We start from the raw sequence: 23864 nt of genomic DNA, 5'->3' as shown, positions 1-23864 counted from the left end.
CCGCGCGAGGAATGCGGCTTGACATCTTATCGGCACTCTTAGCATTTTGTTTAACTTATTTGCGCCTTTCCAACAGGGGCCAAAACGGGCTCGCGGACGAAGGCGGAGCCGCACTGGAAGGCTTGTCCGAGGGCGGGCCGCGCTATGCGGCGGAGCGCGGGTCGGACGACGGACCGGCGTCCTGACGGCTCAGCGCGAAACCCTCGTCGAGCCAGCCGGTGACCCCGCCCGCCATCAGCTTGACGGGCCGGCCAAGCCGGGCGAGCCGCAGTGCGCCGCGCGCCGCGCCGTTGCAGTGCGGGCCCGCGCAGTAGGTGACGAACAGCGTGTCCGGCGAATAGGCTGCGAGCTTCGACGCGATGATCTTGCGGTGCGGCAGATTCAGCGCGCCTGGCACGTGGCCCTGCGCGAACAGCGCGGGACTGCGCACGTCGAGCAGCACGAAGCCGGGCGCGCCGCTCGCGAGCGCGGCGTGGACGTCGGCGCAATCGGTTTCGAAGCGCAGCGACGCGTCGAAGTGCGCGATCGCGGCGGCGCTGTCGGCGGCGGGAATCGCGGTGACGGCGTTCGGGGCGCTGGTGAGATTGTCGTGAGTCATGGCAAGGAACGAGGAGTTGATCGGGTGGTCTGGTGGCCGAGTCGATTGTGACGAGCGGCGGGTCAGCCGGTAAGTGGCGTGATCGTCAATCTTCGGTAACATCTCGCCATGCACAATCATCTCGTCGTCGCGCTGGCCTACGACCGGCTTTGCACCTTCGAATTCGGCTGCGTGACAGAACTGTTCGCGCTCGAGCGTCCCGAGCTCGGCGTGCCGTGGTATCGCTTCGCGGTCTGCGCGGGCGAGCCCGGTCCGATCCGCGCGGCGGGCGGCATCACGCTGGCCGCGCCGTACACGCTGAAGCTACTCTCGAACGCCGACACGATCGTGATTCCGGGCTGGCGCGATGCCGACGAAGTGCCGCCGGCCGCGCTGCTGCGCAGGCTGCGCGCGGCCTACGAGCGCGGCGCGCGGCTCTGCTCGATCTGCTCGGGCGTGTTCGTGCTCGCGGCGGCCGGCGTGCTCGACGGCAAGACCGTGACCACCCACTGGCGCTACGCGGACAAGTTGCAGCAGCGCTATCCGCAACTGCGCGTGCGGGCCGACGCTCTGTATGTCGATGAAGGGCAGGTGATCACGTCGGCGGGATCGGCGGCCGGGCTCGACATGCTGCTGCATCTGGTGCGGCGCGATCATGGCAGCGCGGTCGCGAACCGGGTCGCGCAGCGGCTCGTGGTGCCGCCGCACCGCGAGGGTGGCCAGGCGCAGTTCGTGCCGCGTCCGATGCAGCACGACGAAAGCGGACGGATCGCGAAGCTGATGGACTGGCTGCGCGGCCATGCGGCCGAGCCGCATACGCTGAGCTCGCTGGCCACGCGGGCGGCAATGAGCCCGCGCACGCTGCAACGGCAGTTCCGCGACGCGACCGGCATGGCGCCTTATGAATGGCTCGTCAGGGAGCGCGTCGCGCTTGCGCGGGAGTTGCTCGAAGCGGCGACGCCGCTGCCGATGGCGCGCGTCGCCGAGCTGGCGGGGTTCGGCTCGGAGGAGTCGTTACGGCGGCATTTTCGGCGGATCGCGTTGACGAGTCCCGGGGCGTATCGGCGCAGGTTTGGTGGAGAGGGGTGAGCGCGCGCGGAGTTCGTCGTGACCGCGATCAACGATGCTCAACGCGCCGGGTTCGCTGCATGCGCACCGAACCCGGCATTGAATTTGCGGCACGCGCCGATGTCACAGCAGCACGCACGCAGCTCACACCGAGCTTGCTCAATTCAACGGAACCCGCTATGTCCGACATCGCAAAGATCATCGCCAGCTTCAACGCCGGGCGCGACCCCGAACGGCTCGCGATGAAATACAAAGCCATGCGCGGCTCGCCGTTCGTGTTTCTGCGCGGCACCTGTCATCTGTTCTATCAGCGACTGCCGCGCGCGAGCGTGCTCGACGACGCGCCGCACGTGTGGATCTGCGGCGACATGCACCTCGAAAATTTCGGCAGCTATAAGGGCGACAATCGCCTCGTTTACTTCGATAACAACGACTTCGATGAAGCCTGTCTCGCACCGGCTCCGTACGAACTGGTGCGTCTGTTGACGAGCGTGCTGGTCGGCGCGGCCGACCTGAAGCTGAGCCGCGCGGAAGCGCTCGCGCTGTGCCACACCGCGCTCGATGCCTACAGCGCCGCGTTCGCATACGGCAAGTCGCGCTGGATCGAAGCGGAGACCGCGGTCGGCATGGTGCGCGATCTGTTCGTCGCGCTCGCGAGCCGCACGCGCGCCGCGCATCTGGACCGGCGCACGGTGCTCAAGGGCAAGACGCGCATGCTTAAGGTCGACGGCAAGAAAGCGCTGCCGGTCAGCGATGAGCGGCGCGCGGCGGTCGTGCAGTTCATGCAGCGGTTCGCGGCGACGGAGCCGAATCCCGACTTCTACCGCACGCTCGATGTCGCGCGACGCATCGCGGGCACGGGCAGCCTCGGTGTCGATCGCTACGTGATTCTGGTCGAGGGCAAGGGCTCGCCCGATGGCAACTACCTGATCGATCTGAAAGAGGCGCTGTCATCGTCGGTCAGTGCTCACGTGAAGGCAACGCAGCCGAAGTGGCAGACCGAGGCGCAGCGTGTCGTCGAGGTGCAGCGGCGCAATCAGGCGGTCTCGCAGGCCTTTTTGCACGCGGTCGAATTCAATCAGCGCTCCTATGTGCTGCGCGGTTTGCAGCCATCGGAAGATCGCGTCGCCCTTGCCGACTGGGACGGCAAGCTGCCGCGGCTCGAAGCGGTGATCAACAGCATGGCCGAGTTGAGCGCGTGGGCGCATCTGCGCAGCGGAGGACGGCAGAAGTCGGCGATCGCCGATGATCTGATCGCGTATGGCAGTCGGCGCGATTGGCAACTGCCGTTGATCGATCTCGCCACGCAGTGCGAGGCGCAGGTCGCGGCGGATTGGAAGGCTTATTGCGAGGCTTATGACCGGGGGAGTTTCGAGGCGAGCGGCGCGGGCCAGTAGATGATCTTCGTCTCGCCAGCCTGCGAGAGCGTTAGCGCCGCTGACGGCGTCGCGGTGATCGGCGCCGCTCGATGACGAGCTGGGAAGTTGCGCGAATCACGCCCGTCCGCGATTGACGAAGCGGGAAGCGCAGCAGGATCACGTGCGCGCGGGCCGTACGGTCCGCGCGTCGAAAGTCGCGTTGTCTCATACGTGCCCCAGCACCTTCCACCAAAGCGGCCCAACCACCAGCCAGGCCACCATGTAAAACAGGCTCATCAAAAAGCCCGCCTTCCACCATTCACCCTGGGTCACGTAGCCCGCGCCGAACATGACCGGACCGGAGCCGATGCCATATTGCGTCAGGCAACCGTTCACGTTGCTGAGAATGCCGAGCGAGACCGCGGCGACGAAGGGCGGGACGCCGGCGGCGACCATCAGCGCCATCGAAAGTGGAAACAGCGCGCTGATATGCGCGGTGGCGCTGGCGAAAAAGTAGTGAATGTAAACATAGATCACCGCCACCAGCATATAGACGGCCAGCATCGGAAAGCCCGCGAGGTGCTGGCCGAATTCCTTGCCGAACCAGGCCACCATCCCATATTCGTTGAGCTTGGAGGCCAGCATGATGAGCAGGCCGATCCAGATCATCGTGTCCCAGGCGGACTTCTCGTTCAGCGCGTCCTGCCAGGTCAGCACGCCGCTGATGAACAGCAACGACACGCCGATCGCCGCCGCGAGCGTCGCGCCGATGCCGAGATCGTCGCCAAACACCCACAGCACCAGCAAGCCGACGAAGATGCACGCCATGATGATTTCTTTGACCGAGATGGAGCCCATCGTCGCGAGCTCCCGTTGCGCGAGGTCGGTCGCATCGGGGGTGCGTCTGACATGCGGCGGGGCGATCCAGAGCATCGCGATCGGAATCACGGCGAGGCACAGCAGACCAGGGATCGACGCCGCCAGCGCCCAGTCGAGCCAGCTGATCGACACGCCCTGGTCGGCGGCCAGCTTGACCGCGAGCGGGTTGCCCGCCATCGCCGTGATGAACATACCCGCCGTGATGATGTTCGCGTGAAAGGCGCAGAGGATCAGATAGCGTCCCACCTTCGCGCGTGACTCCGGATCGTCGGCGTGGCTGCCCAGCACTTCGGAAATCGCTCGCGTGATAGGCAACATCACGCCGCCCGCGCGCGCGGTGATGCTCGGCATCGCGGGGGAGATCACGAGTTCGGTCAGCACGAGCCCGTAGCCGAGCCCCGTCGTGCGCTTTCCCAGCAATCGCATGAACAGGAGCGCGATCCGGCGGCCAAGGCCGGTCTTGATCACGCCGCGTGAAATGAAAAACGCGAGCATCACGAGCCAGACGAGGTCGGTGCCGGTGGATCGGGTGACGTCGGCGAACGTCAGAACGCCGACCAGCACACCGATGGTCGAGCCGATGATGGCCACCACCGACATCGGCAGCGGGGCGGTCATGATGCCCGCAATGGTCGCGACGAACACGGCGAACATATGCCAGGCCTTCGGCTGCAGGCCGGCGGGCGCGGGCAGAAACCACAGCACGAGGCCGACCGCGACCGGCACCAGATATTTCCAGATGCCCGCCGGCAGTCCGACCGAGGGCTTCGGCGTGGCGGGCGGGGAGCTGGTGGGCTGTGAAACCTTGGCAGGTGTGGGAGCCATGATGGACCTCGTGCCGGCGTTGCTGGGCCTTTTCGGAGTGCGCGAGAAAGCGTCACCGCTCGTGAAGCACGCTTTGCGTCGCCTCCTTGACGATGCGCGCGCTTCCCAGCAAGGCCTCGCGCTCGATAGGGTCAAGTTCAGGATAGGCGATCAGGCGCGCGCCCGCGCCATTGACGACCATCGGCAGCGACACGCACACGTCCGGTACGCCTTCCACTTCGGGCTGGACGATGCCGACCGTCAGGATCAGATCCATGTCGTGCACGATGGCCTCGCAGATCCTGCCTATCGCGCTGGCGATGCCGTAATGGGTGGCGCCTTTGCCTTCCTTGATGAGCTTGGCCGCCTCGTGGACGGAGCGCAGGATCAGATCCCTGCTGGCGGGGCCCAGCTCCTTGCCGTTCCTCGTCAGGAAGGTTTCGAGGGGCATGCCGCAGACGGTCGCGGCCGACCACTGGATCACCGCCGATTCGCCATGCTCGCCGAGCACATAGGCGTGGATCGCGGAGGCCACCACGCCGAGCCGTTCGGACAACAGGGAGCGCAGCCGCCCAGTGTCGAGCGAGGTGCCGGTGCTGATGACGCGCTCGCGCTCGCCACGCAGCTGGTCGTACACGGCGCCGGTCAGCACGTCGCACGGGTTGGTTGCGATCAGGTAGATGGCCTCGGGTGCGAGCGGCGCAATGCGCCCGACGATTTCGGTCGCGATCTCCGCATTGGTTCTGGCAAGGTGCAGGCGCGTCTCGCCGGGTTTGACGCCGGCGCCGGCCGTGATCACGACGATGTCGGCGTCGCGCGCGTCTTCGTAGTCCCCTGCGCGGAACCGGCTGTGCCCCCAGAATGCCGCGGCATGGGCGAGATCCAGAGCCTGCCCTTCAGCGCGCACCCGCGCGACGTCGATGATGACGACTTTCGCGCTCGGAATGGCCAACGCCACGAACAGGGCTGCCGATCCCCCAACCAGCCCCGCGCCGACTATAACGATCTTGGCCTGCCGCATCGCGAACCTCGTCAAGTTCGGGTTTCACCCCGAAGCATAGTCGCACGCGCGCGTTTGTCATCAATCAGACCTTAGTCCTACGCGGCGGCGCGCGTTTTTTCGTCTCTGAAGAGAAGGCGAACGCTCGGTCAGTTGCGGCGACATCGGTTGCCCGGCACGCCGCGCGTCTGCGAACTGGTGCCTGAATTCAACCGGTGTCATGGCCTTGGCGGCTTTGAATTGCCGGTTGAAATTCGCCACGTTTGCAAACCCGGAGCGCGTCGCAATGACGGAAATCGGCGCTTGCGTGTCCGTCAACATCCGGCACGCATGGCCGATTCGCACACGCGTCACGTAGCGCCCGACGCTCTCGCCAAGATGCTGCGTGAAATGCCGCGTCAAAGAGCGCTCGGACAGCCCCGACGCCTTGGCAAGCGCGGAAAGCCGCAGCGGACGCGCGAACTGTGTCTCGATCAATGCGAGCGCGCGATTGAGCTGATCGGATTCGTGGCCAGTGGCGGCGCCGGTCCGCGCAGCGAATGCGCTTGGGGATGCGAGCGGCGTGGCGGGAAGCGTCGACAGCAGATCCAGCACGTCGAGCGCCGCCTGCAAGCGTTCGCGCGGTTTGTCGGACAGCAGGCGGTCCAGGTGCTCGCGCATGCGCGCGCCGGCACCCTCTTCGAACGCGAGGCCGCAGGCCGCTCTGCGCAACAGGTCGCAGAGGCTGTTGTATTCGGGGCAGACATCGGCGAGTCGCCGCAGCCACGCGCCGTCGAACCAGACGACGATCGCGACCTGCGGGTGCGCCGCGTCGATCGAGCGGTTCGAGGCCCAGGTGTGCGGCAGATTCGGCGGCACCAGCACCAGATCGTCTGCGCCGTAGGTCGCGACCGAGTCGCCGATGTACCGCTTGCCCTGACTGTTCATCGTCAGCGTCAGCTCGTACTCGGGATGGTGGTGCCATTCGAAAGGGATGCGGGGCAGCCGGCGGTGATAAACCCTGACCGAACAGTCCCGGCCAAAATCCACATGTTCGAAAGCGGCTTTCATGTCCGAAATCGTCAAATCATTGACCGGATAGTATCACGCGCGCACTGCTCGTTCGCGTACGCTTCAAGCATCAGAAACCCCATGGAGACGATGCAATGGCCTTGCAAATCGACGACGTGCCGGCAGCCATCCGTCAAGCGAAGCGCGAACTGCGCGCAATGCTGCCGAACTACCGTGAAGTGTTCGCCGACGTCGCAGCGGCGATGACGAAGGAGGCCGAGCGAATCGCAACGCTGCGTGAGCGCGGCGAGCCGGTGATTCCGGAAATCCAGTTCGCCGACATCGTGGCGAACCGCGTCACCGACGAGCAGATCGCGCTCGTCAAAGCTCGCGGCGCCTGCGTGATCCGCAGGGTGTTCGACCGGTCGCTCGTCGCGCAATGGGATCAGGACATCGCGGAATACGTCGAGCGCAACGACCTCGACGCCAAGCTGCTGAATCGCGCGGAAGACAAGTACTTCGGTCAGCTCGCTTCGCGCAAGCCGCAAATCTACGGTGTGTACTGGTCGAAGCCGCAGGTGCTCGCACGTCAATCGATCGAACTCACGCAGGCCCGCGTGTTCCTGAACCGGCTGTGGCGCACCGAGAGCGAAGGGCGCGTGCATTTCGATCCGAACCATGTGCCGGTGTATGCGGACCGCCTGCGTCGCCGGCCGCCCGGATCGGAATCGCTCGGATTGTCGGCCCATTGCGACGGCGGTTCGGTCGAGCGCTGGATCGAGCCGAATTTCCGCAACGTCTATCGCCATGTGTTCTCTGGTCACTGGCGCGACTACGATCCGTTCGATGCCGCGTGGCGCACCGAAGTCGAGGAGATCGCTTCGCCGGCCGTCTGTTCGATGTTCCGCACGTTCCAGGGCTGGACCGCGCTGACGCCGCAAGGTCCCGGCGACGGCACGCTGCAATTGGTGCCGATGGCGAACTCGATGGTCTACATCCTGTTGCGCGCGCTTCAGGATGATGTCGCCGAAGACGATCTGTGCGGAGCGATGCCGGGTCGCGCGCTGTCGATCAAGTCCGAGTATCACGCGCCGCTGTTTCATGCGCTGTCGTCGATTCCGTTGATGCAGGCGGGCGACACCGTGTTCTGGCATAGCGACGTCATTCACGCGGTCGAGGACGCGCATCGCGGCCACGGTTATAGCAACGTGATGTATATCGCTTCGCTGCCGGCCTGCGCGAAAAACGATGCGTACCTGAAGCGGCAACTGCCGAGCTTTCTCGAAGGCAGGAGCCCGCCGGATTTTCCGGCCGATAACTTCGAAGTCGATTTCGTCGGCCGCGCGACGGCGCACGATCTCACTGAGCTTGGCCGTGCGCAGATGGGCTTCGATTCGTGAGCGGAAAGGACACGGCTGCCTCTGGACCGGGAGCGGAACTTGCTGCCATTTCAGCATGGCAACGACCCAAGGAGGACCTGCCATGGCCACCACACCGAACAAGGAGGAAAACCCGATCCGGCCGGATCAGTCCGACGTCGTGCAGACGGATCTGCCCGACATCGGTCCATCGCAGGACCCGGACGCGCCGCCGCTCGATCCCGACATCGACCCCGATCGCGAAGAGGACAAGCCGTAGACGAGCGCATTCGCTCGATAAATAAAATAGATCTGCCGCTGGGCGGTTCAGTGCAGCGTCAATCGTGGCGACGGGCTGATGCCACAGCGCAGCGCGTGAGCGCGGCGTGTCCCTGCGCCGCTACAACTGACTCTCGATCGCAGCTTTGTCGATGACCGACCAGACTTGCTGGATCTTGCCGTCACCGAACTCGTAGAAGACGTTCTCGCAGAACTCGACGCGTTTGCCTTGCACGGGAAGCCCGAGAAACATGCCGATGGGCGTGCAGTCGAAATGCAATCGGCTTGCGATATGCGGCGGCTCGCAAACCAGCATCTGAATCTCGAAGTGCAGGTCCGCAATTTCGCGGAAATCTCTTTCCAGCATCTCGCGATAGCCCGGCAGACCGATTCGTTGTCCGTTGTACTTCACGTCTTCGCCAACGAAGTCCCGCAGCTTTGACCAGTCCTGCGTGTTCAGACAGGCGATATAGCCGCGATAGAGTTTCGACAGATTGAATTCGCTCATCGCAATCGTCTTCCATGCCTAAGTAGATAAGCAGATTGTCGGCGATCTGGGATTTAGCGTTGAATGGCGGCATCCCTCGATGCACCCCGCATACCCTCGCACGGATGCGAGAAACCCTCTCCAGACAAACCCGGATTGCTGCTCCGATTTCGCCACTGTTATCGTTCACTCGACAGTGTGGAAGCGCTTCCACTTAAGTGTTCACCGTAAGTTCGAACGAGAGCGCATCGAGTTCCGCCACACCCGGTTCAACGACCTCATCGCAGGAGAGAATCCGTGGTAAACAACGCATCCGCAGTCGTCGACGCCGAACATCCAAGCGCTCACGGCGACCCGCATTCCGATCCATTCACACCGCCCGCCGATTCGTCGCTATGGCGCCAGGACTTCCTGCTCGGCGCGGCCACCGCGTCGTATCAGATCGAAGGCGCGGTCAATGAAGACGGCCGCCTGCCGTCGATCTGGGACACGTTCTCGGCCACACCGGGCAAGGTGCTCGCGGGCGATACCGGCGCCGTCGCATGCGATCACTATCATCGCTGGGAACAGGACGTCGATCTGCTCGCGGGCCTCGGCCTCGAAGCGTACCGGCTGTCGACCGCATGGCCGCGTGTGATGGACGAAAACGGCGCGCCGAACCACAAGGGGCTCGACTTCTACAAGCGCCTGCTCGGACGGCTCAAAGAGAAGAACATCACGACTTTCGTCACGCTGTATCACTGGGATCTGCCTCAGCATCTCGAAGATCGCGGCGGCTGGCTCAATCGCGAAACCGCGTACCGTTTCGTCGATTACGCGGATCTGATGAGCCGCGAACTGCACGGCTTCGTCGATGCGTGGGCGACGCTCAACGAACCGTGGTGTTCGGCGTATCTCGGCTACGGCAACGGTCATCACGCACCGGGACTCTCGAACCTGCGTTTCGCCGCGCAGGCCATGCATCATCTGCTGCTCGCGCACGGTCTCGCGATTCCGGTGCTGCGCGCGAACGATCCGCGTTCGCACAAGGGCATCGTCGCGAACGTCGGGCGCGGCACGCCGAATAGCGACAGCGCCGCCGACCGTCGCGCGGCCGAACTGTTCGAAGTTCAGCACAACGCGTGGATTCTCGATCCGCTGTTCAAGGGCGAGTATCCGCAAGACCTGTTCGAGCTGTGGCCGGGCAGCGAGCCGCTGGTGCTCGAAGGTGATATGCACACGATCAATACGCCGCTCGATTTCCTCGGCATCAACTATTATTTCCGCACCAACGTGGCGAGCGACGGCGGTCATGGATTCAAGGACGTGCCGCTTGCAGATGTCGAGCGTACGCAGATGGGATGGGAGGTTTACCCTGACGGTCTTCGCGATCTGCTGACCGGCTTCAAGGACACCTATGCCAATCTGCCGCCGATCTACATCACCGAGAACGGCATGGCATCGGACGACAAGGTCATCGACGGCCGCGTCGAGGACACGCAGCGCATCTCGTTCCTGAAGCGCCATCTCGCCGCGGTCGATCAGGCGATCAAGGCGGGCGTCGACGTGCGCGGCTATTTCCTGTGGTCGCTGATGGACAACTTCGAGTGGGCTTTCGGCTATGAGCGGCGCTTCGGCATCGTGCACGTCGACTACCAGACGCAGAAGCGCACGATTAAACGCAGCGCGGAGCTGGTGTCGAAATTCCTCGAAGATCGCAAGGCGCAGGCGCAATAAACACAATCAAAACGACGCAGCAACGATGTAAAACCGGGTGGAGCTGGTTGGTATTTCGACTTGACACACGGGCGCGGAGCCTGGAGGAGACGGAATGAACAGCAACAGAATGGTCTTGCGAGGCGTAGTTGCGGCACTGGCGCTGTATGGCGTCGTCGCGCACGCGGAGCCGCTCAAGGCTAACGTGATTCACTGGTGGACCTCGGGCGGCGAGTCGGCCGCAATTCGTCAGTTTGCCGTCGCGTACGACAAGGCCGGCGGCCAATGGGTCGACAACGCGGTCGCCGGCGGGGACCAGGCGCGCGCCACCGCGATCAACCGCATCGTCGGCGGCGATCCACCCACCGCCGCACAGTTCAATACGTCGAAGCAGTTCCACGATCTGATCGATCAGGGACTCCTGAATAACGTCGACGACGTCGCCGCGAAAGAAAACTGGAACGGCATTTTTCCGCAATCGATTCTCGATAGCATCCGCGTGAAGGGCCATTTCTACGCGGCGCCGGTCGATATCCATATGCCGGCGTGGTTCTTCTACTCGAAGCCGGTGTTCCAGAAAGCGGGCATTACGAGCGAGCCCAAAAGCTACGACGAATTCATCGCCGATCTCGGCAAGCTGAAGAGCGCGGGCGTGATTCCGCTCGCGTTCGGCGGTCAGCCGTGGCAGGAGAAGATCACGTTCGACGCGGTGCTCGCCGATGTGGGCGGCCCGGACCTGTATATGAAGGTCTATCGCGATCACGATCAGAACGCGGTGAACTCCGAGGCGTTCAAGAAGGTGCTCGTGTCGTTCAAGAAGCTGCACGATTACGTCGACCCGGGCTCGCCTGGCCGCAATTGGAACGACGCGACCGCGCTCGTGACTTCGGGCAAGGCCGGCGTTCAGATCATGGGCGACTGGGCGAAGGGCGAGTTCCTCGCGGCGAATCAGACTGCGGGCAAGGACTTCGGCTGCTTCCCGGGCTTCGGTCCGCGTTCGCCGTACCTGGTTGCGGGCGACGTGTTCGTGTTCCCGAAGACCGACAGCGCGTCGGCTATCAAAGCGCAGAATCTGCTCGCCACGGTAATGACCTCGCCGTCCGCGCAGGTTGCGTTCAGTGCGAAGAAGGGCTCGATTCCGATTCGGGGTGACGTGGATGAAAGCAGCCTCGACATCTGCGCGAAGGAGGGCATCGCGATCATGAAGGACAAGTCGCGCCAGTTGCCGAACCCGGAAATGCTGCTGTCGCCCGATACGCAAGGTGCGCTGACTGACGTCGTGACGAACTTCTGGAACAAGAACGAGTCCGTCGACGACGCGCAGAAGGCGTTCGCCAGCGCACTGAAGGGCTAGGCCTCGCCATGCACGCGCTCAAGCTGCCAGCCGAGGGTTCGAACCCACTGGGCAAGTCGCAACCCAGGCCGCGAAACAAGCAGCTGAACCGGCGGTTTTCGATCGCGGTCTGGCTGGCCTTGCTGCCGATGCTCCTGACCGTCGTGTTCACGTATCTGGGCACGATGGTCTGGACCGCGCGCGTGTCGCTCAGCAATTCGCACACGTTTCCGTCGAACGACTTCGCGGGCCTCACGCAGTACGTACGGCTGTTCCACAACGACCGCTGGCTGATGTCGCTGCAGAACATCGTGATCTATGGCGCGTGCTTCATCGTCGCGTGCATGGTGATCGGTTTGCTGCTGGCGATCTTCATCGATCAACGGGTGGTCGCGGAAGGCGCGTTGCGCACGGTGTTTCTGTATCCGTACGCGATGTCGTTCGTCGCGACCGGGCTCGTGTGGCAGTGGATTCTGAATCCCTCGCTCGGTGCGCAGCAGGTGCTGCGCAACCTCGGCTTCCCGCATGCGCGCTTCGACTGGATCGTCGATCAGGACTGGGTCATCTACACGATCGTGATCGCGACCGTCTGGCAGGCTTCGGGCCTCGTGATGGCGCTGCTGCTCGCGGGCCTGCGCGGCATCGACGAAGAGCTGTGGAAAGCCGCGCGCATCGACGGCATTCCACGCTGGCGCGTGTATGCGAGCATCGTGGTGCCGATGCTCGGACCGTCGATCTCGACCGCGTTCGTGCTGCTGTTCGTGATGGTCGTGAAGCTGTACGACGCTGTCGTCGCGATGACCCAGGGCGGCCCCGGCACCGCGAGCGAAGTGCCGGCCAAATTCATCATGGACTATCTGTTCGGACGCGCGAATATCGGTCTTGCGTCGGCAGCATCGATCGTGCTGCTCGCGACGGTGCTCGCGGTTCTCGCGCCGTTCTTTTATGCACGCAGCCGTGCGGCGCTGCGCGGGGAGAGAGAATGAACACGCTCGATTCCACGCTCAAAGGCGGCCTGCCGCAGCGCGCGCGCACGCGGCCTCGCCGTTCGGTGTTCTCGCCGGCGCGCCTAGGCATCTACGCGTTCCTGCTCACCGCGGCGGTGTTCTTTCTGTTGCCGCTCTACGTGATGCTGGTCACGTCGGTCAAACCGATGAGCGAGATCCGCCTCGGCAATCTGCTTGGGTTTCCGATGCATTTCACGCTCGACGCGTGGGTTGCCGCATGGCAGTCGGCCTGTACCGGGCTCGATTGCAACGGCATTCGCGTCGGCTTCTGGAACTCGGTGCGCATCGTCGCGCCGAGTACGGTGCTGTCGATCATGGTCGGCGCGGTGAACGGCTACGCGCTGTCGTTCTGGCGGCCGCGCGGCGCGGGCCTGCTGTTCGGCGTGCTGCTGGTCGGCGCGTTCATTCCGGTGCAGGTGATGATCTATCCGCTCGTGCGGGTGCTCGCGAGCGTGCATCTGTTCAGCTCGCTGCCCGGCATCGTGCTGATTCACACGATGTTCGGCATGCCGGTGATGACGCTGCTGTTCCGCAACTACTACGCGTCGATTCCGCAGGAGCTGTTCAAGGCCGCGCGCATCGACGGCGGCAGTTTCTGGCGCATCTTCTTTCAGCTGATGCTGCCGATGTCGACGCCGATCATCGTCGTCGCGCTGATCATGCAGGTCACGAACATCTGGAACGACTACATTCTGGGCCTCGTGTTCGCCGGCACAAAGAATCTGCCGATGACGGTGCAACTGAACAACATCATCAACACGACGACCGGTGAGCGGCTCTACAACGTCAATATGGCGGCGACCATTCTGACGTCGATGGTGCCGCTCGCGGTTTATTTCATCTCGGGCCGCTGGTTCGTGCGCGGCATTGCGTCGGGCGCCGTCAAGGGGTAAGGCATGACAGACATGGCTAATACGATCGACGCGGCCGCCGTGCCGGGTGCAAGCGCGGGCGCCGCGTCCGACGCCGCGGCGCTCACGCATCCCGCCAATGTGGCGGTCCGCAATCTGACGATTCGGCTCGGCGCGAACACCGTGATCGAGAACCTCGATCTCGACGTGCTCGCCGGCGAGTTCGTCGTGCTGCTGGGGCCGTCGGGCTGCGGCAAGTCCACGCTGCTGCACAGCATCGCCGGATTGATCGACGCGAGCGACGGCAGCATCGAGATCGCCGGCGAGGACATGACGTGGGCCGATCCGAAAGATCGCCGCATCGCGCTGGTGTTCCAGTCGTACGCGCTCTATCCGACCATGAGCGTCGAGCGCAACCTGTCGTTCGCGCTGCGCATCAACGGCACGCCGAAGGCGGAAATCGCAAGGCGCGTCGCACGCGCGTCGGAGATGCTGCAACTGGGGCCGCTGCTCAAGCGCAAGCCGTCGCAGCTGTCGGGCGGACAGCGGCAGCGCGTCGCGATCGGCCGCGCGATCGTGCGCGAAGCCGATGTGTTCCTGTTCGACGAACCGCTGTCGAACCTCGACGCGAAGCTGCGCACCGAGCTGCGCCGTGAGCTGAAGCAACTGCACCACAGCCTCGGCGCGACGATGATCTACGTGACGCACGACCAGGTCGAGGCGATGACGCTCGCGACACGGATGGCCGTGATGCGCGGCGGCGTGATCCAGCAGTTCGGCACGCCGGCCGAGGTCTATGCGCGGCCGAACAACCTGTTCGTCGCGACCTTCCTCGGCTCGCCGGCGATGAATCTGCTGAAGGGCACGCTCGAAACGCGCGACGGCGTGCTCCACTTCTGCTCCGGAAATGCGCGGATCGACGTGTCGGCATACGAGTTCGCGCAGGCACCCGCGCACGGTGTGCCGTGCGTACTCGGTGTGCGCGCCGAAGACGTGCATATCACGGCAGGCGGCAGCGAGCGCGGAAAAGTTTCGCTGATGGAGCCGATGGGCAACCACCGCGTGATCTGGCTCGACTATCATGGCGAACAGATCGCGTCGATCGATCAGACAAAAGCGCCGATTGCGGAGGATGACACCGTGGCGTTCTCGTTCGACGCCGCGCATGTCTCGCTATTCGACGAAGCGAGCGGCGCGCGCTTATAACGCCGCGCCGCGTCACGCGCGAAGCGGCTCGTCGAGACAGGTTTGATGGAGAACCGCGTGGCAACACTCAAGGACGTCGCGCAACTGGCCGGCGTGGGCATGTCGACCGCTTCACGAGCGATTTCCGGCAAGGGACCGATTTCCGCCGATGCCGCGGCGCGCGTGAAGGCGGCGATCGAGGCGCTGAACTTCCGCCCGTCGTCGATCGGCCGGGCAATGGCGACGCAGCAGCTAGGCATCATCGGCATCTTCGTGCCGACCTTCTTTGGTCCGTACTACGGCACGATCCTGAAGCAGACCGACACCGAGTTGCGCGCGGTCGGCCGGCATGTCGTGGTCGCGACCGGTTGCGGCGAGGTGTCGCCGCGCGAGCAGGCAATCGAGGCAGTGCGCTTTCTAATCGGCCGCGATTGCGATGGCGTGGTCGTGATCAGCCACGATCTGCACGACGAAGACCTGATCATGCTGCATGGCATGCATCCGAAGATGGTGTTCCTGAATCGCGCGTTCGAGCAGTTGCCGGAAGCGTCGTTCAGCGCGGATCATCGGCGCGGCGGCGAACTCGCGGCGCGCACGCTGCTCGATCACGGGCATCGCGACATCGCGGTGATTTCTGGGCCCGCTACGGCGTCGGACAACGTGATGCGGATCGACGGCTTTTTCGCCGAACTCGCGCGAGCAGGCATTGCGCGCGACGACGTCCTGCTGATCGAATCCGACTTCTCGCCCGAAGGCGGCTACGCGGCCGCGCAGAAGCTGCTCGAGACGCAGCGGAGCGTGACCGGCCTGTTCTGCGCGAACGACACGATGGCTGTCGCCGTGCTCGCGCGTTTTCACCAGGCGGGCATTTCGGTGCCGAACGACATTTCCGTGATCAGCTACGACGACGACTACTCGGCCGCGTACGCGGCGCCCGGGCTCACGTCGGTGCATATTCCGACCGGAGAGCTGACGCAAAATGCGGTGCGCTGGCTGATCAACCAGTGTTACGGCACCACGTGGGAGATCTTCCGCGAGTTTCCGGTCAGCGTGACGATGCGCGAATCGGTCGGGCCAGCGCCGATACAGAAGAAACATACGCGTGGCGCAACCCGGTAGAAGGATTTGCCTAATCGTGGCGGTGTGATGTGTGGCGCGCGGACGCGCGCCGTCCCGGCTGTGTTATGCCGGCGCCGTTTCGAACTTGCGAACTAAACCGGGACGCGGCTACCAGCTATACGCGGCGAGGCTTTTCTCAGGTCCGACGGATTTTCTTCGAGTTTTTTGACGCGAGCCGTCGCGCGCTTATTCGCGTTTTCACTTACGGATGTGACGGTTTTTTAAAGGTCCTCGTAATTCTTCGCAAGACTGCTTTGCGTTTTCCCTCATTAAACTTGCGTCAAATTTCTTTAAACTCGGCTGTAACAAGTTGTTACGGGGTGAGTGTGATGCTGGCCATCTTTCTGATCGCCTGTCCGATCGGCATCGCTGCGCTGTTTAGCTTTGCGCGCCATGTGGATCCGCAGACCGGACGTTTCAAACGGTAGATTTTCTTCACGCGTTCTTTCCGCGGCCGTGCCGTGCAGATTTTCGCATTGCGATTAGCATTCGTTGGTTCGTCGTCAATTTGAAAGGGGGCAACCGTTTGCGCCCTTTCGCTTTGCTTTCCCGTTTTCGTTTTCGTCAATAGCCCGTTTTACCTTTCAGCAAGTCTTGCCTTGGCGTGCGGGTTCGCGGCACGATGCGCGATTACCTTCGTTTTGGGTCGGCATCGCATATGCGAGATTCTCTGCAGAAAATGGCGGCACGTGTGAGCGTGCTGAAGGGCGTTTTTCCTTTGAGCCGGATCGCGGCGGCGCGTGATGCGCTGGCCGGTGTGCAGCTTGCGTCGATGGATATACCGCAGGTGCTCGGCTATGCGCGCATTGCCGGCATGCCGGCCGTCACCGGGCTTTATACGGTATTCCTGCCGCTCGTCGCGTTCGCGTTTTTCGGCGCGTCGCGGCATCTGGTCGTCGCTGCCGATTCGGCCACGGCGACGATCTTCGCGAGCCGTCTGGAGACGATGGCAGCCGCGTCGAGCGCCGAATACGCGGCGCTCGCGGCGATGGTCGCGCTGCTGACGGCCGGATTGCTGCTCGTCGCGCGCATCTTCAAGCTCGGTTTTCTCGCCGACTTCCTGTCGCGCACCGTGCTGCTGGGCTTTCTCGCCGGCGTCGGCGTGCAGGTCGGCATCGCGATGCTCGGAGACATGCTCGGCGTGCCCGGACATGCGACGCGCAGTGTGGACCAACTGCTGCTCGTCGTGAGCAAGGCCACGCAGATCAATCGGCCGACGCTGGCGATCTCGCTCTTCGTGGTGGCTGCGATTCTCGTCTGCAAGCGTTTCTGGCCGCGCCTGCCGGTGCCGTTGATCGCGGTCGTCGGAGGCATTGCCGCGAGCGACCTGTTCGGATTCGCCGCGCACGGCATTTCGATTCTCGGTCCGGTGGAGGGCGGCTTGCCGCCGCTGCGGGTTCCGTCGGTGACGTGGCAGCAGACGCTCGATCTCGTGCCGGTCGCGGCGTCGTGCTTCGTGATGATCGTCGCGCAAAGCGCCGCCGCGAGCCGGGTGTTCGCCGAGCGCTATCACGAGGTGGTCGATACCAACGCGGACCTGCTCGGCATCGCGGCCGCCAACGCGGCGGCGGCGTTTTCCGGCGCGTTCGTCGTCAACGGCAGCCCGACGCAGACCGCGATGGCCGATCGAGCCGGCACACGCAGCCAATTCGCGCAGCTCGTGTTCGCTGCGGTCGTGGTGATCGTGCTGCTGTTTTTCAGCCGCTATCTGCAGTATTTGCCCCACTGCATTCTCGCGAGCATCGTGTTTACGATCGCGGTCGGCCTGATCAACGTGCAGTCGCTCTTTTCGATTCGCCGCGAAAGTCCCGGCGAATTCGCGCTAGCGTTGTTCACGGCGGCGGCGGTCGTGCTGATCGGCGTCGAGCACGGCATTCTGGTCGCTGTCGCGTTGTCGTTGCTGCGTCACGTGCGACACAGCTACCGCCCGCACACGATGATGCTCGCGCCCAACGGCGACGGCTTGTGGGTGCCGGTGCCGGCGGTGCCCGGCATCGAGACCGCGCCGGGGCTGATCGTCTATCGCTTCGGCGCCGACCTGTTCTACGCGAACGATCATTTTTTCGTCGACGACGCGCGCCGCCTGATCGAGCACGCACCGAACGCCGTGCGCTGGTTCGTCGTCGATGCGAGCGCGATTACGGATGTCGATTATTCGGCAGCGCGCTCGGTGGGCGAGTTGTGCTCGGCGCTCAAGCGCGATCGGATCGAAGTGGTCTTTGCGCGCGTGAATCGTTATTTGCGCTCGGACATGGATCGGCATGGCATCACGCCGATCGTCGAGGAGCGCTGCATTTTCAGCACGCTGCATGAGGCGCTGAGCATGGCGGGGGTGGAGAAGCCGCATGAGCAGGTGAAGGGGGCGCCATAACGGGGCGGGCGCGTGCGGTATCGGAACGAGCAAAAAGTTGGTGGCAGACGTTGTCTGCGCCTCATTTCTTGTCGCCTGGCTGGATTAGGCTGATGTTTCGCTGCGGTTAGCAGATATTATTAAAAAAAAACATGAACAGCTTCGACTCGAGCATCGAAACATATCTGTCCAGCATACGCTTCGGTCATTTCACGACTCAATCGATACAAGCCATCGCCGACCTGTACTCCTTTAAAGGCTTGGTATTGATTCCCGTGCTTTGGTGGATCTGGTTTCAACGAGACGAACGCGCCGAATGACGGCGCGAAATCGTGCTCGCGACGCTTCTCAGCGGTGTCGTGGCGCTCTTCGTCGGAAGGCTGCTGGCGCACTGGTTGCCATTTAGAGTGCGTCCCATCTATAACCCCGAACTTCATCTGCAGTTCGCAAGCGGCTCGACCAAGGCTGCGCAGTTGTCGGATTGGAGTTCGTTCCCGAGCGATCACGCGATGCTATGGATGGCTATCGCCACCGGCATCTTCCTCGTGTGGCGGGGCATCGGCGTGCTGGCGCTTCTCTATACCGCGCTGTTCATTTGCCTTCCGCGCGCCTATCTCGGCTTTCACTATCCGACCGATTTGCTGGTGGGCGCCGCGCTGGGAATCGGGATCACGTTGATCCTGACGCGCGATGCGATTCGCAAGCGCTACGCGACCCCGGTGCTGCGATGGATCGAACGCTATCGGGGACCTTCGGCAATACTCGCCTTCCTTCTGTGCCTTCAACTCGTCACGCAGTTCGAAGAGTTGCGTGCTCTGGCGTGCGGCGTGTTCAAGCATCTATGACCCGCCCGGCGCCTCACTTTCAGTGATCTGAGATTAGCGAGCACCCTCTATTGCCATCTCATGCAATATTCTGTCTAATGAAATCAGAATAAAACGTCCGATTCATTCGAATCGCTGACACAGTCGACGGGGGTTCACTTCATGTACTCTCTGCTGCCGCTCAAGGCCCAGGTGTGTCGTCACGCGCGAACGCTCGCCGGGTATTTTCCAGCTCCATTTACACGCGACGAATCAAGCGGTGTCGACATCCTCGGTGTGATGACGCCGAGGCTGCTGAACGGGACGACGCTGCTGAACCTCAACTATGGCGAAGTTGACCGCTTCACCGACAAAACCCGCGCGACGGGCACCTTGTTCGTCGCGATAGGCGACGACTTCGTGCGCGTCGCCACTTCGGTCAAAAGGCAAACCGGCGAGCGGGCCGTGGGCACGGTACTCGACCGCTCGCACCCCGGCTATCGGATGCTGCGCAGCGGGCAGCCCTACACCGGTTACGCGACTCTATTCGGCAAGCAATACATGACACGGTACGAGCCGATCCGGGACAGTTCCGGTGACGTAATCGGCGCGCTATACGTCGGCCTCGATGTCAGCGAGGTGTGGAACCTGTCGATCGGAGCCAGGCTCGCGCTGCTGACCCTCGCCGCGAATACCGTACTCCTGCTGGGCTATGGTCGGCTGCTGCAGGCAGTGATCATCCCGGACCAGGCGAGCCCCGTGGGGGCGTCGCCGCCTTTCCTGCCAACCGCGGTGATCGGCTTCGGGCTGCTCGGCGCGCTGCTGGTCAGCGCGCTGGTCTTCGTGACGACCCGGCGCGGCCTCGGCATGCAACTGCTCGAAGCGAAGGCCGCCGCGGAAAAATTGGCGGCCGGCGACCTGACCGCGCAAGTGCATGTCAGCCGGCGCGACGAACTGGGCCAGTTGATGCAGGCGATGAACGGCATCAGTGTCGGCCTCGCCTCGGTAGTCGGCAACGTGCGACGCGCGTCCGATATGATCGCGCTGGGCGCGCGCGAGATTGCCGCCGGCAACGCGGAGCTGTCGTCCCGCACCGAGGCGCAGGCCGGCTCGCTCGAGCAAACCGCTTCGACGATGGAGCAATTGACTGCGATGGTCCGCGCCAATGCCGAACGCGCTTCGCATGCCAACCAGCACATCGCGTCGGCCTCCGATCTCGCGGTCAAAGGCGGCACCGTGGTGGGCCATGTGGTCACCACCATGTCGCTGATCCGCGGCAGTTCACACAAGATCGTCGACATCATCAGCATGATCGATTCGATCGCCTTTCAAACCAATATCCTGGCTTTGAACGCGGCCGTCGAGGCGGCGCGCGCAGGCGACCAGGGGCGCGGCTTTGCGGTCGTCGCCGCCGAAGTGCGCAGCCTGGCCCAACGCAGCGCGACGGCCGCCAAGGAAATCAAGGCGCTGATCACCGACTCGGTCGGCAACGTCAACGCAGGCGGAGAACTGGTCGACCAGGCTGGCCGGGACATGACCGAAATCGTTACGGCGGTCGATAGTGTGGTCACCTTGATGGGTGAGATCACCCACGCGAGCAACGAGCAAAGTACCGGCATCGGCGAAATCAATCGCGCGATCGGACACATGGACGAGATGACCCAGCAAAACGTTGCTCTGGTGGAGCAGGTGGCAGCCGCGGCGGCCAGCATGCAGGAACAGGCGTCCACGTTGGAGGATGCCGTGCAGGTTTTTCGGCTGGTAGGTGACGGGCCAAACTGATCATCGCGGTCAGTGCCGCAATCAGCGCCCGCACTTTCCTGCACTAGAATGGGTTATTGCCGACGTCGTAAACGCATCTGGTCGGCACGACGTGCAGGATTCTCGTTGGAGGAATGCCATGCCGACTTACCGGTACAGGTGCGAGAAGTGCGGTGAGATGTTCGAACATGCCGAGCATCTTGCTGAACATGAAAACGCTCATCCCGCTTGCCCGAAGTGCGGAAGCGAGAAGGTCCAGCACATACCCACGCCATTTGTGCCGAAAACGTCCCGAAAAAGCTGAAATCTGTCTTCGCGGTTCTCAGGGACGTTCGAACGTCGGTTCTCGCCTAACGACGGATCTTCGCTCGCCGATTCTCGCCGTCGCCTCGTGGAGATTGGGGGACCTGGCTGGGAGCGTACAAATCTGGCAACAGGCTGCGATGTAAGCGTGCGCAAGTATCGTGCCGCCGATCGCATGGAAGCCCGTAGCGGCCGCCCGGCAGAACTTGCTATGAATTGATCCCAGGCTTTGCAGCCACCAGTATCTGCTTACCGCCCAAGCCGCACGACCGTGGTGGCTGACCCAGAGCCGGAAAGCGGGAGCAGTGCTTCAAATCCGACGAACCGTTGAAATAACCCTCGAATTGCCGAGGGCAGAAAAGAGTTCTGCACGAAAGCCCAACGGACGAAAAGAAATTACTTTCCCACCCCGGCCTTCTGCAGGGGGCTGGGCCGACGTATGCTGGAAATCCAGGTGACTCGACTCTAATACTCGCCATGGATACGCGAGATGCGTTCGATATATCGCTAAGCGAAGTCGATTCGGCGTTCGAGGCCTTGGAACTAGTCCGTGCCACCTCGGGCGAGGATTCACTCGCTTACACCGAGGCGTGCGAGCGGTATCGCATTACGATTCTCAGGTGGAAGTCAATTTACGCGTTGCTGGCTGCCAATGGAGCGCGAACCATGATGCCAAACGTTGGTAAGGGACGGCGCCTGCTCGTCCTCCGCAGAGGACATGAGCCGATTGCCGAATCCATCTTCGTGATCGCCCGGGTGCGAGGCTTCGTTTCCACGCTTGAGACGTGCGCTGATGCGGTACGGGGGCAAATCGTGAGCGACGCGCAACTGACGGTGCTTGACGGCGACTGCCATCTTGCATCGAAGTTAAAAGCGATCGAGTTGATCAACAGGCACTGCCCGCAATGCCGCGTCGCGGTTCTGTCCAGTACGCTGTCTCCTTTCGCAGAGTGGCCGGGTGTCGATGCGGTCATCGACCGTGGCGCATCGCCAATGCAGATGCTCGAGTGTTTCTGCCAACTGATTGATTCTTCCCGGCTCGACGACAGCGCTGTTCTTGCGCCCCCCCCCCCGATATTGGCCTATGGTCGGCATGATTCATAGCGCGCTTGGCAAGCACGGATTCAGTCAGGCGTTTCGTGTGGTCCGCTGCGATCAGCGGGTCCAGTATTAGGCATCGGCTTCGCGATTTCGGCAGCGACGAAGTGACCACTTCGACTGGACCATGGCAATCGAAAAGCGCTCGCGATAATCTGCAGCGTGCGCGCCGGACAGACCGGGAAATTCCGCCGAACAAGTTCGGGAAGTCATGTTTGTTGCTGTCACGAGGGAGTTCATTTCACGATGCCTGACCAAACCGGTAGCGAAGCTCTCACGATTTCAAATCAAACCGCTAGTGAATCCGCATTGCGTCAAGTTGCAACGTCGAGGCTGTTTCGCGGCTCGACGCTCGCCATGTTTCTGTCGGGACTCGGCACGTCAGCGGCCGCGCCACAGATCGTTCTTTTCCTGGTGAAGGAACTCGGCGCCTCGCTGCCGTTGGCCGGACTCTATTACTTGACGAGCCTTGCAGCTCCGGTGGCGGGGTATTTCGTCGGCCGGTACTCGGATCGCACCGGTAATCGCCTCGGTCTTTTCCGCCTGTGTGCTGCCACGGGATTTGCAGGCTGGGCGGGGCTTGCCCTCGCTACTTCGGTCTGGATGCCGTTCTTCATTGCCGTTGCTTTGCTGGCCGTGTCCGGTGCGACCGCGTCGCAGATTTTCGCGGCTGTTCACGATGAACTGAGCCGCAATCCCGACGACGCAAACGAGCGTGTCGTTGCCATCATTCGCATGGCGCTTACCGGCGGCTGGATCGTCGGTCCTGTGTTGGGAGCGTGGGCGGCGGCGGCCTATGGCTTGCGCCCCATGCTGTGGATGACCGCCATCTGCATGCTTCTTCAGATCGCACCTCTCGGAACGCTGAACCCCGTCGCAAAGCTGAAGACTGAGTCGGCGAGCGAGCCCGTGCATCACCATGCCAGCCTGCGAGCCATGCTTCCTCTGCTGGCGTTCACTGGACTCTTCGTGCTGGTCTACGCTGGGGAGCCGGTGAAGTACGGATTCCTGCTGATCTATATGGAAGAGCACCTGAAGCTGAGTCCGGCCGTACGGGGAGCGGTCATCGGTGTGCAGCCCTTCGTCGAGCTACTCATCATGCCCTTCAGCATCGGACTGGGCCGCCGGGTCGGCAACGTGTGGTTGATGTGCATCGCGGCCACCTTGGGAGTGTTTGCCAACCTTTGCTTTGCGCTGTGGCCGTCCGCAACGGGCATGTTCGCCGGACAGGTTCTGATGGGGGGTGTATGGGGCATCTTTATGGTGCTGGGCATCCTCGTTGCTCAACGCCTGCTTCCCAGCGCGGTGGCGACCGCATCGGCGATTTTCATGAGCTCGACGGCTCTCGCGTCGGCGCTAGGCGGGGTCGCCGGCGGTCTCGGGGTAAAAATGCTGGGCCTGCCGAATGTGTTCCTGCTGCCAGCGCTGTTCGCTGGTATTGCCGTGATCGGACTCGCATTGACGGCACGCACCGAACCCGACGGCAGGCGTAACAATGCATCACGCTCAGCAGGTTGAGCGTATTCTATGAAGCCTCGTGACGAATTCGTCGGCAGGCC

General features: G+C 63.0%; 20 protein-coding genes and 1 pseudogene. 16 read left to right on the top strand and 5 right to left on the bottom strand.

The genetic code is table 11. The features are described 5' to 3' along the window. Nucleotides 1-142: 142 nt before the first annotated feature. A complete protein-coding gene (locus AB3X86_RS16305) occupies nucleotides 143-598 on the bottom strand; it encodes a rhodanese-like domain-containing protein (protein ID WP_368596746.1) in 456 nt (151 codons plus the stop codon). 108 nt (nucleotides 599-706) lie between these two features. Between AB3X86_RS16305 and ftrA the strand changes: the two genes are divergently transcribed. Next, nucleotides 707-1666, top strand: coding sequence for a transcriptional regulator FtrA (gene ftrA / locus AB3X86_RS16300; protein WP_368596745.1), 960 nt, complete (start codon nucleotides 707-709; stop codon nucleotides 1664-1666). Between the two features lie 158 nt (nucleotides 1667-1824). Continuing rightward, nucleotides 1825-3042, top strand: a complete 1218-nt coding sequence (locus tag AB3X86_RS16295; protein ID WP_368596744.1) for a DUF2252 domain-containing protein — start codon at nucleotides 1825-1827, stop codon at nucleotides 3040-3042. 186 nt (nucleotides 3043-3228) lie between these two features. Here AB3X86_RS16295 and AB3X86_RS16290 read toward each other — a convergent pair whose 3' ends face one another. Genes AB3X86_RS16290 through AB3X86_RS16280 form a run of 3 tightly spaced genes read right to left on the bottom strand, consistent with a single transcriptional unit; the run spans nucleotide 3229 to nucleotide 6736 of the window. After that, nucleotides 3229-4707 (bottom strand): DASS family sodium-coupled anion symporter, encoded by a 1479-nt coding sequence (locus AB3X86_RS16290; RefSeq protein WP_368596743.1) that lies wholly within the window; start codon nucleotides 4705-4707, stop codon nucleotides 3229-3231. Between the two features lie 52 nt (nucleotides 4708-4759). Beyond that, entirely contained in the window at nucleotides 4760-5707 is a 948-nt protein-coding gene (locus tag AB3X86_RS16285) for a lactate dehydrogenase (protein ID WP_176107777.1), read from the bottom strand. Nucleotides 5708-5767: 60 nt separating this feature from the next. Then, on the bottom strand, nucleotides 5768-6736 hold the full coding sequence (locus AB3X86_RS16280; RefSeq protein ID WP_368596742.1) for a helix-turn-helix domain-containing protein: 969 nt from the start codon (nucleotides 6734-6736) through the stop codon (nucleotides 5768-5770). A 95-nt stretch (nucleotides 6737-6831) separates the two neighbouring features. Here AB3X86_RS16280 and AB3X86_RS16275 point away from each other — a divergent pair, with 95 nt between their 5' ends. Both AB3X86_RS16275 and AB3X86_RS16270 read left to right on the top strand, forming a co-directional pair. Continuing rightward, nucleotides 6832-8076: a DUF1479 domain-containing protein gene (locus AB3X86_RS16275; protein ID WP_368596741.1), complete on the top strand. Its 1245-nt coding sequence runs from the start codon at nucleotides 6832-6834 to the stop codon at nucleotides 8074-8076. Between the two features lie 82 nt (nucleotides 8077-8158). After that, on the top strand, nucleotides 8159-8314 hold the full coding sequence (locus tag AB3X86_RS16270; protein WP_368596740.1) for a hypothetical protein: 156 nt from the start codon (nucleotides 8159-8161) through the stop codon (nucleotides 8312-8314). Nucleotides 8315-8434: 120 nt separating this feature from the next. Here AB3X86_RS16270 and AB3X86_RS16265 read toward each other — a convergent pair whose 3' ends face one another. Further along, nucleotides 8435-8821 (bottom strand): ester cyclase, encoded by a 387-nt coding sequence (locus AB3X86_RS16265; RefSeq protein WP_368596739.1) that lies wholly within the window; start codon nucleotides 8819-8821, stop codon nucleotides 8435-8437. A 276-nt stretch (nucleotides 8822-9097) separates the two neighbouring features. Between AB3X86_RS16265 and AB3X86_RS16260 the strand changes: the two genes are divergently transcribed. From AB3X86_RS16260 to AB3X86_RS16205, 12 genes and pseudogenes are all read left to right on the top strand, one after another. Further along, a complete protein-coding gene (locus AB3X86_RS16260; RefSeq protein ID WP_368596738.1) occupies nucleotides 9098-10516 on the top strand; it encodes a GH1 family beta-glucosidase in 1419 nt (472 codons plus the stop codon). Between the two features lie 94 nt (nucleotides 10517-10610). Continuing rightward, complete coding sequence (locus AB3X86_RS16255) at nucleotides 10611-11849, top strand: ABC transporter substrate-binding protein (RefSeq protein WP_176124735.1); 1239 nt, start codon at nucleotides 10611-10613, stop codon at nucleotides 11847-11849. An 8-nt stretch (nucleotides 11850-11857) separates the two neighbouring features. Continuing rightward, nucleotides 11858-12814 carry a carbohydrate ABC transporter permease gene (locus AB3X86_RS16250; RefSeq protein WP_368596737.1) on the top strand — a complete coding sequence of 319 codons (957 nt, stop codon included), beginning with the start codon at nucleotides 11858-11860 and terminating at the stop codon, nucleotides 12812-12814. Continuing rightward, on the top strand, nucleotides 12811-13728 hold the full coding sequence (locus tag AB3X86_RS16245) for a carbohydrate ABC transporter permease (protein WP_176107785.1): 918 nt from the start codon (nucleotides 12811-12813) through the stop codon (nucleotides 13726-13728). The genes AB3X86_RS16250 and AB3X86_RS16245 overlap by 4 nt, the downstream gene beginning before the upstream one ends. A gap of 3 nt (nucleotides 13729-13731) precedes the next feature. After that, nucleotides 13732-14892 carry an ABC transporter ATP-binding protein gene (locus AB3X86_RS16240; RefSeq protein ID WP_368596736.1) on the top strand — a complete coding sequence of 387 codons (1161 nt, stop codon included), beginning with the start codon at nucleotides 13732-13734 and terminating at the stop codon, nucleotides 14890-14892. 45 nt (nucleotides 14893-14937) lie between these two features. Then, nucleotides 14938-15990, top strand: a complete 1053-nt coding sequence (locus AB3X86_RS16235; RefSeq protein ID WP_368596735.1) for a substrate-binding domain-containing protein — start codon at nucleotides 14938-14940, stop codon at nucleotides 15988-15990. Nucleotides 15991-16648: 658 nt separating this feature from the next. Next, the gene (locus tag AB3X86_RS16230; protein ID WP_368596734.1) at nucleotides 16649-18361 is read left to right on the top strand and encodes a SulP family inorganic anion transporter; all 1713 of its coding nucleotides are present in this window, start codon (nucleotides 16649-16651) and stop codon (nucleotides 18359-18361) included. A 131-nt stretch (nucleotides 18362-18492) separates the two neighbouring features. Continuing rightward, nucleotides 18493-19185 (top strand): annotated as a pseudogene (locus tag AB3X86_RS16225) (phosphatase PAP2 family protein). A gap of 141 nt (nucleotides 19186-19326) precedes the next feature. After that, nucleotides 19327-20925: a methyl-accepting chemotaxis protein gene (locus AB3X86_RS16220; protein WP_368596733.1), complete on the top strand. Its 1599-nt coding sequence runs from the start codon at nucleotides 19327-19329 to the stop codon at nucleotides 20923-20925. 118 nt (nucleotides 20926-21043) lie between these two features. Next, the gene (locus AB3X86_RS16215; RefSeq protein WP_018433560.1) at nucleotides 21044-21208 is read left to right on the top strand and encodes an FmdB family zinc ribbon protein; all 165 of its coding nucleotides are present in this window, start codon (nucleotides 21044-21046) and stop codon (nucleotides 21206-21208) included. 665 nt (nucleotides 21209-21873) lie between these two features. Beyond that, a complete protein-coding gene (locus AB3X86_RS16210; RefSeq protein WP_176381016.1) occupies nucleotides 21874-22311 on the top strand; it encodes a hypothetical protein in 438 nt (145 codons plus the stop codon). A 240-nt stretch (nucleotides 22312-22551) separates the two neighbouring features. Continuing rightward, entirely contained in the window at nucleotides 22552-23823 is a 1272-nt protein-coding gene (locus AB3X86_RS16205; RefSeq protein WP_368596732.1) for an MFS transporter, read from the top strand. Nucleotides 23824-23864: the final 41 nt, after the last annotated feature.

It is taken from the genome of Paraburkholderia sp. BR14374, from assembly GCF_040948685.1.
GTDB classification, from domain to species: Bacteria; Pseudomonadota; Gammaproteobacteria; order Burkholderiales; family Burkholderiaceae; genus Paraburkholderia; species Paraburkholderia youngii.
This window is presented reverse-complemented; position numbering and strand designations above follow the sequence as displayed.

Excerpts from the sequence above, each read along its gene's own strand:
- AB3X86_RS16305 (WP_368596746.1), bottom strand. The coding sequence starts at position 598 with ATGACTCACGACAATCTCACCAGCGCCCCGAACGCCGTCACCGCGATT.
- ftrA (WP_368596745.1), top strand. The coding sequence starts at position 707 with ATGCACAATCATCTCGTCGTCGCGCTGGCCTACGACCGGCTTTGCACC.
- AB3X86_RS16295 (WP_368596744.1), top strand. The coding sequence starts at position 1,825 with ATGTCCGACATCGCAAAGATCATCGCCAGCTTCAACGCCGGGCGCGAC.
- AB3X86_RS16290 (WP_368596743.1), bottom strand. The coding sequence starts at position 4,707 with ATGGCTCCCACACCTGCCAAGGTTTCACAGCCCACCAGCTCCCCGCCC.
- AB3X86_RS16285 (WP_176107777.1), bottom strand. The coding sequence starts at position 5,707 with ATGCGGCAGGCCAAGATCGTTATAGTCGGCGCGGGGCTGGTTGGGGGA.
- AB3X86_RS16280 (WP_368596742.1), bottom strand. The coding sequence starts at position 6,736 with ATGAAAGCCGCTTTCGAACATGTGGATTTTGGCCGGGACTGTTCGGTC.
- AB3X86_RS16275 (WP_368596741.1), top strand. The coding sequence starts at position 6,832 with ATGGCCTTGCAAATCGACGACGTGCCGGCAGCCATCCGTCAAGCGAAG.
- AB3X86_RS16270 (WP_368596740.1), top strand. The coding sequence starts at position 8,159 with ATGGCCACCACACCGAACAAGGAGGAAAACCCGATCCGGCCGGATCAG.
- AB3X86_RS16265 (WP_368596739.1), bottom strand. The coding sequence starts at position 8,821 with ATGAGCGAATTCAATCTGTCGAAACTCTATCGCGGCTATATCGCCTGT.
- AB3X86_RS16255 (WP_176124735.1), top strand. The coding sequence starts at position 10,611 with ATGAACAGCAACAGAATGGTCTTGCGAGGCGTAGTTGCGGCACTGGCG.
- AB3X86_RS16250 (WP_368596737.1), top strand. The coding sequence starts at position 11,858 with ATGCACGCGCTCAAGCTGCCAGCCGAGGGTTCGAACCCACTGGGCAAG.
- AB3X86_RS16245 (WP_176107785.1), top strand. The coding sequence starts at position 12,811 with ATGAACACGCTCGATTCCACGCTCAAAGGCGGCCTGCCGCAGCGCGCG.
- AB3X86_RS16240 (WP_368596736.1), top strand. The coding sequence starts at position 13,732 with ATGACAGACATGGCTAATACGATCGACGCGGCCGCCGTGCCGGGTGCA.
- AB3X86_RS16235 (WP_368596735.1), top strand. The coding sequence starts at position 14,938 with ATGGAGAACCGCGTGGCAACACTCAAGGACGTCGCGCAACTGGCCGGC.
- AB3X86_RS16230 (WP_368596734.1), top strand. The coding sequence starts at position 16,649 with ATGCGAGATTCTCTGCAGAAAATGGCGGCACGTGTGAGCGTGCTGAAG.
- AB3X86_RS16220 (WP_368596733.1), top strand. The coding sequence starts at position 19,327 with ATGTACTCTCTGCTGCCGCTCAAGGCCCAGGTGTGTCGTCACGCGCGA.
- AB3X86_RS16215 (WP_018433560.1), top strand. The coding sequence starts at position 21,044 with ATGCCGACTTACCGGTACAGGTGCGAGAAGTGCGGTGAGATGTTCGAA.
- AB3X86_RS16210 (WP_176381016.1), top strand. The coding sequence starts at position 21,874 with ATGATGCCAAACGTTGGTAAGGGACGGCGCCTGCTCGTCCTCCGCAGA.
- AB3X86_RS16205 (WP_368596732.1), top strand. The coding sequence starts at position 22,552 with ATGCCTGACCAAACCGGTAGCGAAGCTCTCACGATTTCAAATCAAACC.